This window comes from Novosphingobium sp. PC22D (assembly GCF_002556635.1).
Classification (GTDB): Bacteria; Pseudomonadota; Alphaproteobacteria; order Sphingomonadales; family Sphingomonadaceae; genus Novosphingobium.
Genome location: NZ_MWMO01000015.1, coordinates 63,447 through 80,535 on the forward strand (window position 1 = coordinate 63,447; position 17,089 = coordinate 80,535).

22 protein-coding genes are annotated in these 17,089 nt (G+C 66.6%); 13 read left to right on the forward strand and 9 right to left on the reverse strand.

All coding sequences use genetic code 11. The features are described from left to right. Positions 1 to 71 precede the first annotated feature (71 nt). From B2G71_RS18730 to B2G71_RS18775, 10 genes are all read left to right on the forward strand, one after another. On the forward strand, positions 72 to 326 hold the full coding sequence (locus B2G71_RS18730; RefSeq protein ID WP_098108236.1) for an exodeoxyribonuclease VII small subunit: 255 nt from the start codon (positions 72 to 74) through the stop codon (positions 324 to 326). Between the two features lie 3 nt (positions 327 to 329). Continuing rightward, positions 330 to 1,235: a polyprenyl synthetase family protein gene (locus B2G71_RS18735; RefSeq protein WP_098108237.1), complete on the forward strand. Its 906-nt coding sequence runs from the start codon at positions 330 to 332 to the stop codon at positions 1,233 to 1,235. Beyond that, entirely contained in the window at positions 1,235 to 1,759 is a 525-nt protein-coding gene (gene coaD / locus B2G71_RS18740; protein WP_098108238.1) for a pantetheine-phosphate adenylyltransferase, read from the forward strand. The genes B2G71_RS18735 and coaD overlap by 1 nt, the downstream gene beginning before the upstream one ends. An 84-nt stretch (positions 1,760 to 1,843) precedes the next feature. Then, the gene (locus B2G71_RS18745) at positions 1,844 to 2,524 is read left to right on the forward strand and encodes a peptidylprolyl isomerase (RefSeq protein ID WP_098108239.1); all 681 of its coding nucleotides are present in this window, start codon (positions 1,844 to 1,846) and stop codon (positions 2,522 to 2,524) included. Between the two features lie 63 nt (positions 2,525 to 2,587). Further along, positions 2,588 to 3,616 carry a tRNA preQ1(34) S-adenosylmethionine ribosyltransferase-isomerase QueA gene (gene queA, locus B2G71_RS18750; RefSeq protein WP_098108240.1) on the forward strand — a complete coding sequence of 343 codons (1,029 nt, stop codon included), beginning with the start codon at positions 2,588 to 2,590 and terminating at the stop codon, positions 3,614 to 3,616. Positions 3,617 to 3,657: 41 nt separating this feature from the next. Beyond that, entirely contained in the window at positions 3,658 to 4,605 is a 948-nt protein-coding gene (locus tag B2G71_RS18755; protein WP_098108241.1) for an ABC transporter ATP-binding protein, read from the forward strand. Continuing rightward, the gene (locus B2G71_RS18760; RefSeq protein WP_098108242.1) at positions 4,602 to 5,375 is read left to right on the forward strand and encodes an ABC transporter permease; all 774 of its coding nucleotides are present in this window, start codon (positions 4,602 to 4,604) and stop codon (positions 5,373 to 5,375) included. Before B2G71_RS18755 ends, B2G71_RS18760 begins: the two co-directional genes overlap by 4 nt. An 18-nt stretch (positions 5,376 to 5,393) precedes the next feature. Beyond that, positions 5,394 to 6,317: a DUF481 domain-containing protein gene (locus B2G71_RS18765; protein ID WP_098108243.1), complete on the forward strand. Its 924-nt coding sequence runs from the start codon at positions 5,394 to 5,396 to the stop codon at positions 6,315 to 6,317. An 11-nt stretch (positions 6,318 to 6,328) separates the two neighbouring features. Next, on the forward strand, positions 6,329 to 7,456 hold the full coding sequence (gene tgt, locus B2G71_RS18770; RefSeq protein WP_098108244.1) for a tRNA guanosine(34) transglycosylase Tgt: 1,128 nt from the start codon (positions 6,329 to 6,331) through the stop codon (positions 7,454 to 7,456). A gap of 77 nt (positions 7,457 to 7,533) precedes the next feature. Further along, positions 7,534 to 8,199, forward strand: a complete 666-nt coding sequence (locus B2G71_RS18775) for a ParA family protein (RefSeq protein WP_098108245.1) — start codon at positions 7,534 to 7,536, stop codon at positions 8,197 to 8,199. Between the two features lie 6 nt (positions 8,200 to 8,205). Here B2G71_RS18775 and B2G71_RS18780 read toward each other — a convergent pair whose 3' ends face one another. Both B2G71_RS18780 and rpsD read right to left on the reverse strand, forming a co-directional pair. Beyond that, a complete protein-coding gene (locus tag B2G71_RS18780) occupies positions 8,206 to 9,072 on the reverse strand; it encodes a MaoC/PaaZ C-terminal domain-containing protein (RefSeq protein WP_168176410.1) in 867 nt (288 codons plus the stop codon). 151 nt (positions 9,073 to 9,223) lie between these two features. Then, positions 9,224 to 9,838, reverse strand: a complete 615-nt coding sequence (gene rpsD, locus B2G71_RS18785) for a 30S ribosomal protein S4 (RefSeq protein ID WP_098108247.1) — start codon at positions 9,836 to 9,838, stop codon at positions 9,224 to 9,226. Between the two features lie 430 nt (positions 9,839 to 10,268). Here rpsD and B2G71_RS23810 point away from each other — a divergent pair, with 430 nt between their 5' ends. Together B2G71_RS23810 and B2G71_RS18790 are read left to right on the forward strand one after the other, a co-directional pair. Continuing rightward, complete coding sequence (locus B2G71_RS23810; RefSeq protein ID WP_141521611.1) at positions 10,269 to 10,448, forward strand: hypothetical protein; 180 nt, start codon at positions 10,269 to 10,271, stop codon at positions 10,446 to 10,448. Continuing rightward, positions 10,445 to 11,050 carry a hypothetical protein gene (locus B2G71_RS18790; protein ID WP_098108248.1) on the forward strand — a complete coding sequence of 202 codons (606 nt, stop codon included), beginning with the start codon at positions 10,445 to 10,447 and terminating at the stop codon, positions 11,048 to 11,050. Before B2G71_RS23810 ends, B2G71_RS18790 begins: the two co-directional genes overlap by 4 nt. A 21-nt stretch (positions 11,051 to 11,071) precedes the next feature. On the opposite strand, the gene B2G71_RS18795 is transcribed toward B2G71_RS18790, so the two are convergent. The 6 genes from B2G71_RS18795 to rpiB are packed head-to-tail and all read right to left on the reverse strand — an operon-like array spanning position 11,072 to position 14,528. Continuing rightward, positions 11,072 to 11,791: an RNA methyltransferase gene (locus B2G71_RS18795; protein ID WP_098108249.1), complete on the reverse strand. Its 720-nt coding sequence runs from the start codon at positions 11,789 to 11,791 to the stop codon at positions 11,072 to 11,074. Next, the gene (nrdR, locus tag B2G71_RS18800; RefSeq protein WP_098108250.1) at positions 11,788 to 12,249 is read right to left on the reverse strand and encodes a transcriptional regulator NrdR; all 462 of its coding nucleotides are present in this window, start codon (positions 12,247 to 12,249) and stop codon (positions 11,788 to 11,790) included. Before nrdR ends, B2G71_RS18795 begins: the two co-directional genes overlap by 4 nt. Positions 12,250 to 12,266: 17 nt before the next feature. Next, positions 12,267 to 12,485 (reverse strand): hypothetical protein, encoded by a 219-nt coding sequence (locus tag B2G71_RS18805; RefSeq protein WP_098108251.1) that lies wholly within the window; start codon positions 12,483 to 12,485, stop codon positions 12,267 to 12,269. 4 nt (positions 12,486 to 12,489) lie between these two features. Beyond that, positions 12,490 to 12,774, reverse strand: a complete 285-nt coding sequence (locus tag B2G71_RS18810) for a hypothetical protein (protein ID WP_098108252.1) — start codon at positions 12,772 to 12,774, stop codon at positions 12,490 to 12,492. Positions 12,775 to 12,780: 6 nt separating this feature from the next. Further along, positions 12,781 to 14,079: a serine hydroxymethyltransferase gene (gene glyA, locus B2G71_RS18815; RefSeq protein WP_098108253.1), complete on the reverse strand. Its 1,299-nt coding sequence runs from the start codon at positions 14,077 to 14,079 to the stop codon at positions 12,781 to 12,783. Then, a complete protein-coding gene (rpiB, locus tag B2G71_RS18820; protein WP_098108254.1) occupies positions 14,076 to 14,528 on the reverse strand; it encodes a ribose 5-phosphate isomerase B in 453 nt (150 codons plus the stop codon). Before rpiB ends, glyA begins: the two co-directional genes overlap by 4 nt. 222 nt (positions 14,529 to 14,750) lie before the next feature. Between rpiB and B2G71_RS18825 the strand changes: the two genes are divergently transcribed. Beyond that, positions 14,751 to 16,514 carry a M28 family peptidase gene (locus tag B2G71_RS18825; protein WP_240530228.1) on the forward strand — a complete coding sequence of 588 codons (1,764 nt, stop codon included), beginning with the start codon at positions 14,751 to 14,753 and terminating at the stop codon, positions 16,512 to 16,514. Here B2G71_RS18825 and B2G71_RS18830 read toward each other — a convergent pair. Continuing rightward, a complete protein-coding gene (locus B2G71_RS18830) occupies positions 16,462 to 17,061 on the reverse strand; it encodes a DUF2059 domain-containing protein (RefSeq protein WP_098108256.1) in 600 nt (199 codons plus the stop codon). The genes B2G71_RS18825 and B2G71_RS18830 overlap by 53 nt on opposite strands. Positions 17,062 to 17,089: the final 28 nt, after the last annotated feature.

Consider the following 17,089-nt stretch of genomic DNA (forward strand, 5'->3'; position numbering starts at 1 on the left):
TGCGGCCCTGTGGAGCGTGGGCGCCGCAGCGCGCTTGACCCCCGGGCCTCGGCTCGTCATTGCTCAACCGCATGACGGGAGACAGCGCCGAAATCGCCGAACTGAGTTTCGAGGACGCCTTGCGCGCGCTCGAGGACGTGGTCCGCAAGCTCGAAAGCGGAGAAGTCCCGCTCGACGATTCGATCGCGCTCTACGAGCGGGGCGAGGCCCTGCGCCGCCATTGCCAGGCGCGACTCGACAGTGCCCAGGCGCGGATCGAGCGGATCGTCCAGGGGGCCGACGGCACACCGAGCGGAACCCAGCCTTTCGACGCGCCGGACCGCTGATTCGTGCCGGTGGGGGCGATCGACCATCTGCTCGCAGACAGTCTCGCGGAGATCGCCGCCGAGATCGACGCGGCCTTCGATGCGCTTTTGCCGGTGCCCGCCGATTCGCGCGCGCGTCTGGTGGAGGCGATGCGCTATGCCACGATCGGCGGCGGCAAGCGGGTGCGCCCCCTGCTGCTCGCCTCGGTCGCGGCGATCTACGGCGTCGACCGCGAGGCGGCGATCCGCGCGGGCGCGGCGATCGAGGCGATTCACGTCTATTCGCTGATTCACGACGATCTTCCCTGCATGGACGATGACGCCATGCGCCACGGCAAGCCGACGCTCCACCTCGCCTTCGACGAGGCGACCGCGGTGCTGGCGGGCGACGCCCTGCACGATTTCGCCTTCGAAGTGCTTGCCGATCCCGCGACCAGTTCCGATCCGTTCGTGCAGATCGAGCTGGTCCGCACGCTCGGCAGGGCCAGCGGCTTGCAGGGCATGGCGGGCGGGCAGATGATGGACCTCGTCGCCGAGACCGCCGAGTTCGACTTGCAGACGGTCACGCGCCTGCAGCAGCTCAAGACCGGCGCGCTGCTGGGCGCGGCGGTGGAGATGGGCGCGATTCTCGGCCACGTTGCGCCCGAGGGACGCACGCATCTGCGCGGCTATGCCCGCGATGCCGGTCTGGCCTTCCAGATCGCCGACGATCTCATCGACCACGAGGGCGACGCCGCGCGCGCGGGCAAGGCGGTGGGCAAGGACGCGGCCGCCGGGAAGGCGACCTTCGTCTCGCTGCTCGGCGCCGATCGCGCGCGCGAACAGGCTCGGCTGCTGGTCGACCAGGCGATCGAGCATCTCGCGAGCCACGGCCGCGAGGCCGACGTGCTGCGGGCGCTGGCCCGCTACATCATCGAAAGGGACCATTGATGCCGCAAACCGGTGGCGAACGCGTCGGGGTTTACCCCGGCACCTTCGATCCGATCACCAAGGGCCACGCCGATATCATCCGGCGCGGCGCCAAGCTGGTCGACCGGCTGATCATCGGCGTGACCACCAACATGTCGAAGAACCCGCTGTTCACGCCCGAAGAGCGCATCGCCATGGTCGAGCGCGAGGTCGCCTCGCTCGAACTCGACAACGTCAGCGTGGTGGGGTTCAACGCGCTGCTGATGAAATTCGCCGAGAAGCAGGGCGCGACGGTGATCGTGCGCGGCCTGCGCGCGGTCGCGGACTTCGAATACGAATATCAGATGGCCGGCATGAACCAGCAGCTCAACGCGGGGATCGAAACCGTCTTCCTGATGGCCGACGTCAGCCTTCAGCCGATCGCCTCCAAGCTGGTCAAGGAGATCGCGATGTTCGGCGGCGATATCACGCCCTTCGTCAGCGGGCCGGTGCGCGACGACGTGCTCGCGCGGATCGATAAGGTCGGCAGGATGGGCGATTATTGATCCCGTTCATTGCCACGACAGCGCCGAGGGACTATCCGCCCCGCGATCCCGGGACCTTGTCCGGTCCGAGCCAGTGAGAATCGAATGAATCTTCGTCTGCTTGTTCCCCTCCTCTCGGCCCTGGCGCTGGGTGCCGCGCCGCTCGCCGCGCAGGAGACGCCGGATGCCGCGCCCGCCACGACAGCCGCCAAGCTTCCGACGAGCGTGGACATGGATGTCAGCCACGACCCGCAGAACGTGCTCTATCTCGACCTTTCCGACGGCGGCCGCGTCGCGATCCGGCTCATGCCCGAATGGGCGCCGCACCACGTCGAGCGGATCAAGACGCTCGTCGAGCAGGGCTTCTACGACGGCGTGATCTTCCACCGCGTGATCGAAGGCTTCATGGCCCAGACGGGCGATCCCACGGGTACGGGCGTCGGGGGCTCGCAGTTGCCCGACCTCGAGGCGGAATTCAACGCCATGCCGCACTTGCGCGGCACCGTCTCGATGGCGCGCACCAACGATCCGAACAGCGCCAACAGCCAGTTCTTCATCATGTTCTATCCGCGCTTCGCGCTCGACAAGAAGTACACCGTTTTCGGCCGCGTGATCGGCGGGATGGAATATGTCGACGCGATCGAGCGGGGCGAGCCGCCCGCCAATCCGACGCGCGTGCTGCAAGCCTCGCTCGCTTCGGACAACAAGCCGGCGCCCGCGGCACCGGCCTCTCCGGCCGCGGCGCCAATTTCGGTTAGCGACCTCAACAACTCGCAGTCCGACTGATCCGGCGGACAGATTCGCCGCGCCGGTTTGCCTGGCGCGCGCCCTGCGCCTAAGGCCCCGGCCATGCGTGTCGACCTGTTCGATTTCGATCTTCCGTCCGACCTGATCGCGCTGCGCCCGGCGCGGCCGCGCGATTCGGCGCGCATGCTGCTGGTCGAGGGGCAGGCGCCGCTTTCCGACCACCGCGTCAGCGATCTGCCCGCGCTGCTGCGCGACGGCGATGTGCTGGTGTTCAACGATACGCGCGTGATCCCCGCCCAGCTCGAGGGACGGCGCGGCGAGGCGCGGATCGGGGCGACGCTGCACAAGCGCGTCGACCTCAGGCGCTGGCAGGCCTTCGTGCGCAATGCCAAGCGCCTGCGTCCGGGCGATCGCATCGCTTTTGCCGCCGATGTCGAGGCCGTGGCCGAGGAGCGGCACGCCGACGGCTCGTGGACGCTCGCCTTCGCGGGCGAGGAACCGGTCGAGGTCCTGCTCGAACGCGCCGGGCACATGCCGCTGCCGCCCTATATCGCGGGCAAGCGCGCGACCGACGAGGCCGACCGCCGCGACTACCAGACCATGTTCGCCGCGCGCGACGGCGCTGTCGCCGCGCCGACCGCGGCGCTCCATTTCACCCCTGAGCTGATGGCGGCGCTCAAAGCGCGCGGAATCGCCAGCGAGACGCTCACGCTCCACGTCGGGGCGGGTACCTTCCTGCCGGTAAAGGCCGAGGACACCGACGAGCACCGGATGCACGCCGAATGGGGCCGGATCGAGCCCGAAACCGCCGATCGGCTCAACGCAGCGCGGGCGCGGGGCGGGCGGCTGGTCGCGGTGGGCACCACGAGCCTGCGGCTGCTCGAAAGCGCGGTCGATGCGGGCGGCACGATCCAGCCCTTCGAGGGTGACACGGCGATCTTCATCACGCCCGGCTATCGCTTCGGCGCGATCGACGGTCTGATGACGAACTTCCACTTGCCGCGCTCGACGCTGTTCATGCTGGTCTCGGCGCTCATGGGCACGGAGCGGATGCGCGCAGCCTATGCGCACGCGATCGAGCAGCGCTATCGCTTCTACTCTTATGGCGATTCGAGCCTGCTTCTGCCTTGAGGGGTTGGCGTTTCGCGTCCGCGAGCACATCTAGGGCCGCGATGAATCACGTACTCGAGCTGAGCGGCCTCACCAAAACCTATGCCGGCGGGTTCACCGCCCTCAAGGGAGTCGATCTGGCGATCGAGCAGGGCGAGATATTCGCGTTGCTCGGTCCGAACGGCGCCGGCAAGACCACGCTGATCGGTGCCGTCTGCGGACTGGTTCGACCGACCTCGGGGACGATCCGCGCGTTCGGCGAGGACATGGCGCACAACTGGCGTTCGCTGCGCGCGCGCATCGGCCTGGTGCCGCAGGAGCTTTCGACCGACATGTTCGAGCCGGTGGGCCGCGCGGTCCGCCACTCGCGCGGGCTGTTCGGCTTCGCCCCCGATCCGGCAAGGATCGACGATATCCTCAAGTCACTGAGCTTGTGGGACAAGCGGGACGAGCAGATCCGCCATCTCTCGGGGGGCATGAAGCGCCGCGTGCTCATCGCCAAGGCCATGGCGCACGATCCCGAGCTGCTGTTTCTCGACGAGCCCACCGCGGGCGTCGACGTCGAGCTGCGGCGCGACATGTGGAAGCAGATCGCGGCCATGCGCGAGCGCGGCACCACGATCATCCTGACGACCCACTACATCGAGGAAGCCGAGGAAATGGCCGACCGCGTGGGCATCATCCGCCAGGGCGAGATCGTGATGGTCGACGAGAAGGCGCAGATGATGAAGCGCCTGGGCCGCACCGAGGCGCTGATCACGCTGGCCGCGCCGCTCGATGCGGTTCCCGATCCGCTTTCCCGGTTCTCCGTCACGCTTGCCGACGACGGACGCACGCTGTGCTATCGCGGCGGCGACGGCGCGGGGCAGGGCAAGGCCGAAGTCGCCGAACTGACCAAGGCGCTGACCCGCGCCGGCATAGACTACACCGCGATCGACCTGCACGAATCGAGCCTTGAGGACATCTTCGTCGATCTCGTCCAGAACGGCGCGCAGGGGAAAGCGGCATGAGCATGTTCAACGCGCGCAGCGCTTTCACCATCTACAAGCAGGAACTGATGCGCGCGTTTCGCACCGCGATGCAATCGATCCTTGCGCCGGTGCTGACGACGACGCTCTATTTCGTCGTGTTCGGCGCGGCGATCGGCGGGCAGATGCAGGGGGGCATGGGCGGCGTGAACTACGGCGCCTTCATCGTGCCCGGCCTGCTGCTGCTCACGCTGCTCGGCGAAAGCACCAGCAACGCCAGCTTCGGCATCTACATGCCGCGCTTCACCGGCGCGATCTACGAGCTGCTGTCCGCGCCCGTGGGCGTGGCCGAGACGCTGGCGGGCTTCGTCGGCGCGGCGGCCACCAAGTCGCTGATCCTGGCCGCGATCATCCTGGGCACCGCGACGATCTTCGTCGACTATACGATCGTCCACCCGGTTTTCGCTCTCGGCTACATCATCCTGGTTTCCGCCAGTTTCTCGCTGTTCGGCTTCATTCTCGGGATATGGGCGGACAGCTTCGAGAAGCTCTCGATCGTGCCGATGCTGATCCTGATGCCGCTCACCTTCCTGGGCGGGACGTTCTATTCGATCGACCTGCTGCCCGAGCCGTGGCGCACGGTCGCGCTGGCCAATCCGGTGGTCTATCTCGTCAACGGCTTGCGCTGGACCTTCTACGGCAGTTCCGACGTCTCGATCTGGGTCTCGCTCGGGCTTACGCTGGCCTTCCTGGCGGCCTGCGTGGCTCTGATCAGCTACATCTTCCGCACCGGCTGGCGCTTGCGCACATGATTCGCTAGTCGCGCGGGCATGGTCGTTCTCCGCCGTCATCTTGTCCTGGCCGCAGGCCTTGCGGGTATTACCTTGCCGGCGCAGGCCCAGGTGCCCGACGCCGTGCGCGAGATGTTCGATACGGCCGTGCTGGCGAAGGATGCCAGGACGCTGGAGACGGTCGCGAAGGTCGCCAAGGAGACCTGGCCCGACGACGTCGAGGCGATCGACGCCCTGCTCGACCGCTACAAGGACAGGCACGAGGAGCTTGCCGAACGGCGGGCCGCCAAGGAGCGCGCGCGCATTCGCCAGGCCGGCATCCTCGACGAATGGAAAGGCGAGGGCGAGTTCGGCGCGTTTCGCGCGACCGGCAACACCAGCAACCTCGGCATCGCCGCCGGGCTCACGCTGAAGCGCGACGGGGTCGACTGGGAGAACCAGCTCCGCCTGCGCGCCGACTACCAGCGCGACAGCGGCGAAGTGACGCGCGAGCAGTACCTTGCGGCCTATAGCCCGCGCTACAAGCTGGGCGAGCGGCTCTATTCGTTCGGGCTGGCGCAGTACGAACGCGATCGTTTCCAGGGCTATCGCGGGCGCTACACGCTTTCGGGCGGCCTCGGATACAGGGTGATCAAGCGCAAGGGCCTGACGCTGTCGCTGGAAGGCGGACCAGCCTGGCGTCGGACCCAGGTCATCGACGAGCCCGACGAAGACAACTGGTCGGCGCTGGGATCGCTCGACTTCGACTGGAAGGTGGGCAAGACCGTGAAGCTCACGCAGGACGCGAGCATATACGTCGATGAAGGCAACAGCACGCTGACCTCCGCGACCGGGCTCGAAGCGGCGATGTCCAAGGCGCTCAAAGCGCGGCTTTCCTATACGGTCGAGCACGAGACGAGTCCGCCGCCCGATGCGCTCGACACCGATACGCTTTCGCGTTTCACGTTGATCTTCGGGTTCTGAGGACGCAACTCGTGCCACCGCGCTTCGAATTTTCCATTCACGCCACGGACGGCCGCGCGCGCACCGGCACGATCCGCATGCGCCGCGGCGAGATTCGCACGCCCGCGTTCATGCCGGTCGGCACCGCCGCGACGGTCAAGGCGATGAAGCCGCGGGACGTGCGGGCGGCCGGCGCCGACGTGATCCTCGGCAACACCTACCACCTGATGCTGCGCCCCGGCGCCGAGCGGGTGGCGCGGCTCGGCGGGTTGCATCGCTTCATGAACTGGGACCGCCCGATCCTCACCGACAGCGGCGGCTATCAGGTCATGAGCCTGTCCGATTTGCGCAAGATCACCGAGGAAGGCGTGACCTTCGCCAGCCACATCGACGGCTCGCGCCACATGCTCAGTCCCGAGCGCTCGATGGAAATCCAGCGGCTGCTCGGGTCCGACATCGTCATGGCCTTCGACGAATGCCCGAAGATCGACCAGCCGCGCGAGGAGATCGCGCGCTCGATGGAAATGTCGATGCGCTGGGCGCGCCGCAGCCGCGAGGGCTTCGACGCGGGCGGCGCGCATGCCGAGAACGCCGCGCTGTTCGGCATCCAGCAGGGTGCGCTCGACGAGGGCCTGCGCAAAGCCTCGGCCGACGCGCTCGCCGAGATCGGCTTTGACGGCTACGCGATCGGCGGGCTGGCGGTGGGCGAGGGGCAGGAGGCGATGTTCGCCACGCTCGACTTCGCGCCGGAGCAACTGCCGCAGGACGCGCCGCGCTATCTCATGGGCGTGGGCAAGCCCGACGATCTGGTCGGCGCTGTGGAGCGCGGCGTCGACATGTTCGACTGCGTCCTGCCGACGCGGTCGGGCCGCAACGGGCAGGCGTTCACCTGGGAAGGGGCGCTCAACATGCGCAACGCCAGGCATGCGGAGGATACGGGGCCGCTCGATCCGCGTTGCCCCTGTCCGACCTGCGCGACGTATTCGCGCGCTTATCTGCACCATCTGGTGAAATCGGGCGAGATGCTTGGCGCGATGCTCATGACCGAGCACAATATCTGGTTCTACCAGCAGCTTATGCAGGCGATGCGCGATGCGATCGCGGCGGGAAGCTTCGCCGCCTTCGCCGCCGAGTTCCGCCGGGACTATCTGCGCCGGTGATTGCGCCGCAACGGACACTGGACTTCGCAGTTGCAGCATAGGACAATGGCTGCTCGGGACACACTTGGAGCCGCGTCATGCCCACTGTCGCCATCGTCAGCCAGAAAGGCGGGTCGGGAAAGACCACGCTGGCGCTTCATCTGGCGACCTGCGCCGCCTATGACGGCATGCAGACCTGCGTCATCGACACCGATCCTCAGGCCTCGGCCGCGGCCTGGGGCGACTGGCGCGGCGATTTCCTGCCCGAGATCGTGACGTGCCCGCCGGTTCGGCTGCAAAGCACGATCCAGCGCGCAATGCGGGGCGGAACCGAGTTCGTGGTGATCGACACGCCGCCGCACGGCGACATCGCGTCGCGCGAGGCGGCGCGGGTCGCCGATCTCGTGCTCATTCCCACGCGTGCCCGCGCGCTCGATCTCCACGCGATGGAGGCGACCGCGCAGCTCGTGACCTACGCGGGCAAACCGGCTTTCGTGCTGCTCAACGCGGTGCCGGCGCGCGCCACCCGGATCATCGAGGAAACGTCGGAATTCCTCGACAAGCTCGGCCTGCCGACCTGCCCGGTCCGGTTCGGCGAGCGCGCCGCGTTCCATCGCTCTTCGGCAGCGGGCGAAGTCGCCTCCGAGGCCGAGCCCGAAGGCAAGGCCGCCGCCGAAGTCGCGGCCTTGTGGGACTGGGTGCGCGAGCAACTCGGCATGGCGAAGCCGAAGAAGAAGGGCGGGCGCAAGAAGAGTGAGGCCTGACGCTTCCTAGCGGCAGCGGAACAGTCCGCGATCGATCACGATCCGCTCGCCGTTGGCGAGAACCTGGAAGCGCGCGCCGTCATCCTCCTGCCAGATCAGCGTATCGAGGCGATCGCCGGGGTAGACCGGCCTGGAGAAGCGTCCCTCCATATGCTCGAAGCGTGCCGCGTCGCTCTCGCATAGTCCCCGCAGCAGCGCGCGGCAGGCGACGCCGAACGTGCCGAGCCCATAGAAGATCGGCTTCTCGAAGCCGTCAGCACGAGCACGCGTAATCTCGGTGCCGTGGGGGTGGCGATCGCCCGAAAGACGGTAGATTAGGGACTGGTTCACGCCGACCGGCAGGGAGACGATCTGGTCGGGCTCGCGTTCGGGCTTGTGCCATGGGATCTCGCCAGCCGGCCCGCGCGGCCCGCCAAAGCCGCCCTTGCCCTGAACAAACAGCGTCATCACCGTCTTTCCGAGCGCTTGGCCGGTATCGGCGAGTGTCAGGGTCGTCTCCTTGACCACCAGCGCGCCCGATCCCTTGTCGTAAATGCCGGCGAGCACCATGCGCAGGTCGACCGTGCCCTGGAGCGGCAACGGGCCCGCAAGCGTGACGGCTTCCTCGCCATGAACCATCCCGACCGGGCTCAGGCCTTCCTTGCTCCAGCCCATCAGTTCGGAAAGCGGATTGGGCAAGCCCATCAGCGTCGCGAACGTCGGGATCACCTGCTGGGGACTGCCCGGCGTGTTCTCGGTGGTGAAGTGGAGTTCGCGCTGCGCATCGTCGAGCCCGGCGCCGACGCCCACCGCATAGAGCAGGGCGCGATCCGCATCCCAGCTCCAGCTTCCACGCGCAAGTTCCGTACCGATGAGGTGATCGTATTTCGCCATCGCCATGTCTCCCGGCGGTCACATGATAGAACCGGGACATGCGTTGCAAGGCGGGCTGCCCGCGTCGGCGGCGGGATCGCACCGGCGTCGCGAACGAAAAAGGGCGGCCCGAACCGGACCGCCCTTTCGAATGTCGTGTCGGTGAAACCGATCAGCGCGAGTAGAACTCGACGACGAGGTTCGGCTCCATCTTCACCGGGTAGGGCACTTCGTCGAGCGTCGGGACGCGCACGAAGGTGACCTTGTCGGTGCCGTCGTTGGCGACGTAGTCGGGGATCTCACGCTCGGGCAGGGCCTGCGCCTCGATCACCAGCGCCATTTCCTTGGCCTTGCTGCCCAGCGCGATGACGTCGCCGACCTTGATGCGGCGGCTGGCGATGTTGCACTTCACGCCATTCACGTAGATGTGGCCGTGGCTCACGATCTGGCGCGCGGCGAAGATCGTCGGCGCGAACTTGGCGCGATAGACCACCATGTCGAGGCGCTGCTCGAGCAGGCCGATCAGGTTCTGACCGGTGTCGCCCTTCATCTGCGAGGCTTCCTGGTAGGTGCGCTTGAACTGCTTTTCGGTCACGTCGCCGTAGTAGCCCTTGAGCTTCTGCTTGGCGCGGAGCTGGATGCCGTAGTCCGACAGCTTGCCCTTGCGGCGCGCGCCGTGCTGGCCCGGGGGGTTGGGACGGGTGTTGACCGGGCTCTTCGGGCGGCCCCAGATGTTCTCGCCCATGCGGCGGTCGAGTTTGTACTTGGCGCTCTTGCGCTTCGACATGCGTCGTCTCCATTTCTGCTGCCGCGTGCCACCATGGCCGCAGCCGATACCCGGAAGCGCACCACCCGGTCGTTGCCGACCGGATGCGGCCACCGCTTCACCGGGGTGCGGGGCCGAATGGACGCGCACCACGACAGGCGCGGCGGTCCAAGTGAAGGCGCGCACATACGGGCTGGCGTGCGAAAGTCAAGTGGAACGGGCAGCGGGTAGTGGGTCATGATATCGTCGCGTTGATTGAAGCCGAGGAAGCGAAGCAGCCCCGCAAGCGGGGTTCGTATCGCAAACGAGACACCTGAACGCATTGCGCTTGCATAAGCGCCTAACCTGCGTCAAAAAACTTTGAGCAGAGTCTGCATCAAAATGTTTGGCGCATTTTTGCCTCATTAATCGTTGAATGCTTATGATGCATATTCGCACAAAGGGAGCAACGATGACTCACGCACAGCGCAATCAAAAAATCCTCGAAGCGATTGCTGAGGAGACTGAGCGCGCACTAGCGTCAAAAAAGATAGCACGTGCCACGCTCATAAATGAAGGCATTTACACGACAAAGGGCAAGCTGCGCGTTGAATTTGGCGGCGCAAGCAAGAAGGGTCGCGCCACCGCTTGAGTCGGCTCGCAACATCGTTCGTGCTCGGCTATCATGGGTGCGATGAGACTATAGCGCAAAAGGCTGTGCTTGAGGGCGCGGCAATTCTGCAAAGCGACCGATCTTATGATTGGCTCGGCCCTGGCGCATATTTTTGGGAGTCCGATCCTCTGCGCGCGCTTGAATGGGCGGAATGGAAAGCGGAAATCGGTGGTTACAGAAAGCCGACTGTGATTGGAGCTGTGATCGACCTCCGGCATTGCCTTGATTTGGTTTCCCGCGAAGATGTCGAACTTCTGAGGGCGGCGCATCGATCATTCCTGAGGGTCCAAAAGAAGGCCGGTCTCCCAATTCCCAAAAACAGCAGTCCGCGTGGATCGAAAAACAGGGACCGGGTTTTGCGTTATCTGGATTGCGCAGTTTTTCGACACTTGCATCGAATTATAGACACCTTGGCGAGCGACGAACCCACTATCCAGCCCTTTGACACTGTGCGCGGTATGTTTGTCGAGGGTGGGCGAGCTTATCCCGGCAGCGGCCTACACAGCAAAAGCCATGTGCAAATTGCAGTTCGGAATCCAGACTGCATCAAAGGCATATTCTACCCGTTGAATTCAAACTGACCCACTACCGGGCAGCGAGGATCAGCCGCGCTCGCGCTCGAGCGTCGAGAGTACGCCGCGCAGCGTGCGCACCTCAAGGTGGTTCCACCCCGGCTTGGTCAGCACGTTGCGCAAGGTGCGCCGGTTGGCCTCGGCGCGCGTTTCGGGCCAGAAGTAGTTCTTCGCCTCGAGCAGCGCCTCGAAGTGGCCGATCAGACCTTCGAGTTCGTCCTGCGGGGCAGGGGGTAGCTGCTCCTCGCGCGTCGGCTGTTCGAGCCCCTGCAGCTTCGACCACTCGTAAGCGCACAGGATCACCGCCTGCGCGAGATTGAGCGAGCCGAACTCGGGATTGATCGGCACGGTGACGATCTTGCGCGCGAGCGCGACGTCTTCGGTTTCCAGCCCCGAACGCTCGGGCCCGAACACGAAGGCAGAGCCCCCGGGCGCGGTATGAATCTCGCGCGCGGCTTCCTCGGGTGTCACCACCGGCTTGGTGACGCCGCGCTTGCGCACGGTGGTCGCGTAGACATTGGCGCAATCGGCCACGGCCTCGGCGAGCGTCTGGTAGACCCGCGCGCGATCGAGCACGATGTCGGCGCCCGACGCGGCAGGACCGGCGGACGGGTTGGGCCAGCCGTCGCGCGGCGTGACGAGCCGCATTTCGGTGAGCCCGAAGTTGAGCATGGCGCGTGCCGCCTTGCCGATGTTCTCGCCGAGCTGGGGGCGCACCAGCACGACGACGGGTTGCTGGGTCCGGCTCATTCCTTGCCGATCTCGCGCACGGTGCTGGCGAACTGTTCGAAGTCGCGGGCCTCGGAAAAGTCGCGGTAGACGCTGGCGAAGCGGATGTAGGCAACCGAATCGAGCTGGCGCAGGCCTTCCATCACCATTTCGCCGATCGCGAGCGAGGAGACCTCGCTTTCGCCCCGGGTTTCGACCTGGCGCTGGATGCCGGATACGAGCTGGTCGATCCGGTCACGCTCGACCCCGCGCTTGCGGCAGGCGAGAGTGACCGAGTGCTCGATCTTGGAACGGTCGAACAACTGGCGCGCGCCGTCGCTCTTGATGACGAGGATTTCGCGAAGCTGGACGCGCTCGAACGTGGTGAAGCGCGCGCCGCAGCTTACGCAGTGGCGCCGGCGGCGGATCGCGGCGCCGTCTTCGGTCGGGCGGCTGTCCTTGACCTGCGAATCGTCGTGCGCGCAGAAAGGGCAGCGCATTCAGCTTGTCTTTCGTTTCAGTCCGGTCGGACGCGTTTGTAGAACTTGTACCCGGCGCCCGCTGCGAAGCCGAGCGGGATGCCCACGAACGGCACGATCGCGGCGGCAACCGCGCCCAGCGCGCCATAGGCGAGCACGGGCTTGGTGGAGGGATGGCTCAGGCCGTCCTGGAGCATACCCGCCAGTTCCATGCGCGCATCGTAGACGAAATCGGTGCCCTTGGGCTTGTTGTCCATGGCCTCAGTCCTTCTTCATCACCTTGTAACCGGCGTAGGCCGCTCCCGCGACGAGACCAAGACCGGTGGTGACCACCGGCAGGACCAGGCCCGCCGCCGCGCCGATCGCGGCGCCGCCCGCGACCTGCCGGACGCGGCGGTCCTGCATGGCCTCGCGCACACGCTCCTGAACGCGGCGGGACCGATAGGCGCCGGCGAGCTTCATGCCGCACTTCGAGCAATAGCGGTCCTCGGCGAAGACCGAATGATTGCATTGCGGGCAGCGCTCGGCGGCGGTCACGCCTTCCACCTCAGGTCAGTCCTCGTAGATCGGGAAACGGTCGCACAAGGCTTCTACGCGCGCGCGGACATTCTGTTCCACTTGCGCGTCGCCGCTCTCGCCACATTTCGCCAGACCGTCGAGAACATCGGCGACCATATTGCCGATTTCGCGAAATTCCTCGACCCCGAAGCCGCGCGTCGTGCCCGCGGGCGAGCCGACGCGGATGCCGCTGGTCTTCATCGGCGGAAGCGGATCGAACGGGATGCCGTTCTTGTTGCAGGTGATGCCAGCGCGTTCGAGCGCCTCGTCGGCATCCTTGCCGGTCACGCCCAGCGGGCTGAGGTCGATCAGCGCGAGGTGGGTATCGGTGCCGCCCGAGACGATCGCGGCGCCGCGTTCCTTGAGCGTGGCGGCAAGCGCCTGCGCGTTCTCGACCACTTTCTTCGAATAGTCCTTGAACTCGGGACGCAGCGCCTCGCCGAAGGCAACCGCCTTGGCGGCCACGACGTGCATCAGCGGGCCGCCCTGAAGGCCGGGGAAAACCGCCGAGTTGATCTTCTTGGCGAGCTTCTCGTCGTTGGTGAGGATCATGCCGCCGCGCGGACCGCGCAGTGTCTTGTGCGTCGTGGTCGTCGCGATGTGCGCGTGCGGGAAAGGCGAGGGGTGCACGCCCGCCGCCACCAGGCCGGCGAAGTGCGCCATGTCGACCTGGAACAGCGCGCCGACCGAATCGGCGATCGCGCGCATCCGCGCGAAGTCGATGATTCTCGGATAGGCGCTGCCGCCCGCGATGATCAGCTTCGGATTGTGCTCCTTGGCGAGCGCCTCGACCTCGTCATAGTCGATGAGGTGCGTGTCCTTGGTGACGCCGTACTGCACCGCGTTGAACCACTTGCCGCTCATCGCGGCGCGGGCGCCGTGAGTGAGGTGGCCGCCGGCATCGAGGCTCATGCCCATGATCGTGTCGCCCGGCTTGATCGTCGCCAGCAGCACGGCGCCGTTCGCCTGGGCGCCGGAGTGGGGCTGGACGTTGGCGAAGCCGCAATCAAACAGTTCCTTGGCGCGCTCGATCGCGAGCGTCTCGACTTCGTCCGAAGGCTCGCACCCCTGGTAATAGCGCTTGCCGGGATAGCCCTCGGCATACTTGTTGGTGAGCACCGAGCCCTGCGCCTCGAGCACCGCCCTGGAGACGATGTTCTCGGACGCGATCAGCTCGATCTGCTTCTTCTCGCGCGTCAGCTCATGGCCGATCGCCTTGGCGACGGCAGGGTCGCTCGTCGCGACGCCGTCGGTGAAAAAGCCGGCCGATCGAATCTTGGTCTCTACGTTCATCGGGCGGTCTCCTTGAGAATGGGGTTTGAAAGTTTGTCGACGCGGCCGGCATGGCGGCCGCCGGCGAATTTGCCGTCTAGAAACGACATGAGGCAGGCCCTGGCCATGTCCGGCCCGGTCAGCCGGGCGCCCATGGCGATGACGTTGGCGTCGTTGTGTTCGCGCGCGAGCGCGGCGGAGTAGGGGTCCGAAACCAAGGCGCAGCGGCAACCGGGGTTGCGGTTCACCGCGATCGAGATGCCGATGCCCGATCCGCACAGCGCCACGCCGAACTCGGCGGTGCCTTCCGCTACGACTTCGGCCAGCATGTAGCCGTAGTCGGGATAGTCCACCCGGTCAGCGGTCTCGGGGCCGAGGTCGGCGACTTCGTGGCCGAGCTCGATCATGAATTCGCGCAGGTCCGCCTTGAGGTCGACGGCGGCGTGGTCGGATGCGATGGCGATCTTCATGCGCGCCACATAAGCGCAAGTTGCGCGCGGCGCTACCGTTCCGGCATAAGTTTTGCCTGCCGGTGAGGCTCGCACGGCGGGATATCGCGGATGTTTTCGCCGGTTGCGAGGCACTTGGACACGGCTTCTCAAGTCCTCCTTGCCTGCCACGGCGCGGTGCGGTTGACTGCACGACAGGCCTCGCCGACATTCGCGCCGGGCTGCGGAGTGCGGATATTGCGGTTGACGCTCGCGTTCATCGTCGCGCTGGCGGGCGCTATCATCCTCGCGGTGCTCGGCACGACGCCACCTGCACCGCGAGCCGCGCCGGACGGATTCTCGGCCGATGCGGCCATGCGCGACATCCGCCGGATCGCCCGCGCGCCGCACCCCAGCGGCTCGGCCGAGCACGCGGCTCTGCGAGACTGGCTGGTCGGGCGGCTTGACGGGCTCGGCATGGAAGTGCGGCTCCAGCGCGGAACCTTTCCGCCGGACGCGGTACGGTTTCTCAACGCACGGAGCGGCGGCAAGGCTGCTTCGATCCCGCTCACCAACATCATCGCTGTCCTGCCCGGATCGGACCGGAGCCTGCCCACGGTGGCGCTCATGGCCCACTACGACAGCGTCGCGGGCTCTCCGGCGGCGGCCGATGACGGAGCCGGTGTCGCCGCGATCCTTGCCGTCGCGGAGCGGCTTGCCGCGCAAGAGCAGGGCCGCCGCGACCTTCTGGTCATCCTCACCGATGGCGAGGAAGCGGGACTGTCCGGCGTAAGGCTGTTCTTCGCCGAGGCGGACGAACGCGAACGGATCGGCGCTCTCATCAATCTCGAAACGCGCGGCGGCGGCGGCAAGGCGAACCTTTTCCAGACGTCGGCGGACAACGGCGAGGTCGTGCGGACCTGGGCGCGCAGCGTGCCGCATCCCGGGGGGACTTCGCTGGCGACGTTCATCTATTCGGTCCTGCCCAACGACACCGATCTCACCGTGGCGCTGCCGCTGGGCTTCCCGGCGTGGAACTTCGCCTTCATCGGCAGGCCGGGCCTCTACCATTCGCCTTTGGCGACGGCGGACAATCTCGACCGGGGGGCTCTGCAGCACATGGGCGAGCAGGCGTTGGGGCTTACGCGCGCCCTCGTCGACGCCGAACGCCTGCCGCAGCCCGCGCCCGACGTCGTCTTTTTTGACGTCTTCGGGCTTTTCGTCGTGAGCTACGCCCCGTACTGGGGATGGGTCATGCTCGCGGTCGGCACCGCCGGTTTCGTCTGGAGCGCGCGGCGCGGATTTGACTGGCGGGCATTTTGCGCGGCGGCGGGCTGGCTCGTCGCGATACTGGCCGGAACGGGCCTCGTGCTGGCCGCCGTCAACTGGCTTTCGATGGGCGGGGATGCGCCGAACTACTACGACCGGCTTGCGGCCATTCCCCGGCTCCAGGCGATGGCGGCGCTCGTCTGTCTCGGCGGCCTGGCGCTGCTTGCGAGCCGGAGCTTCGCGAGCGCTTCGCGCCAGCTCGGCTTCGTCCTCCCGATAGGGCTGTCGGCGATGGCGCTTCAGGCGCTGGCACCGCTCGCCGCCTATGTCCTGACGATCCCGCTGCTGCTGTGCGGCCTCGCCGCGGCGGCGCGCACTTCGCTTCCGGCAATCGGCATCGTGCTTTCGGTTGTCGCGGGGGCGCTCGTCGGTGGGTACGCCCTCATGCTGGGCTTCGCGCTGATGCAGGCAGTGGGCCCGACCTTGCCTGCCGTATGCCTGCTGTCGATGGCGCTCACGGCGATGGCGCTGATGCCGCTCGCGCCTGTCTGGCCGATGCGCCGGGCCGGGGCCGCATATCTCGTGCTCACGCTCGGTGCAGTGGCGATCGCACTCTGGGTCCGGCTCGATCCGATCGCGCCTTCGGTGCCCGGCTATGCGGTCAATGAGCAGCGGGCCTCGCGGTGGGCGTTAACCCGCAAGCGCGTCAGCCGTCCGTCTTGGGCGCGGCCTCGGGATGCTCTTCAAGATAGGTCATGATCTCGGCCATGAGCTCTTTCTGTCCTTGCTTCGTGATCTCCCCTACTTGTTCGAAGTACCGCGTGTTGACTTGCGCCACGGCGGGATCGGACATGGTCTCCATACTGCGCTGCAGATAGGTCCTGCCGCTGGGTGAACGTGCGAAAGTCGCGACATCGCGAAGCTCCTCGAGCGTGAACATTCGGGTATAGGCCCCGGCGATCGCATCCATCTGCAAGGGGAGAAAATCGCTCGTCACCGGCTTGAGGCGCGCCGGAATGCTGTCGAGGAACTTGCTGACGATCTTGCGCAGTCCGGCGTCCTCGATCGAATCGAACTTCGCTCCCGCCCGCATCTGTTTGAGCATCGCGTTCATCGTGCCGGCCAGCATCGCTTCGCGCCGTTCCGGGGGAAAGGCCACGGCGATGATCTCGTGGGCAAGCGCAAGGCGTTCGGCCTGGTCCGTGGGCGCCACGGCGGCGGGGGTCTCCGCCCGCGCGGCAGCTGTCGAGGCCGCGGCGGCAGCAAGCACCCAGGCCAAAGCTGCAAGTTTTGCCTTGGTAATCATGCCCGCGCCCTCCGGATTGTGTCCGCCC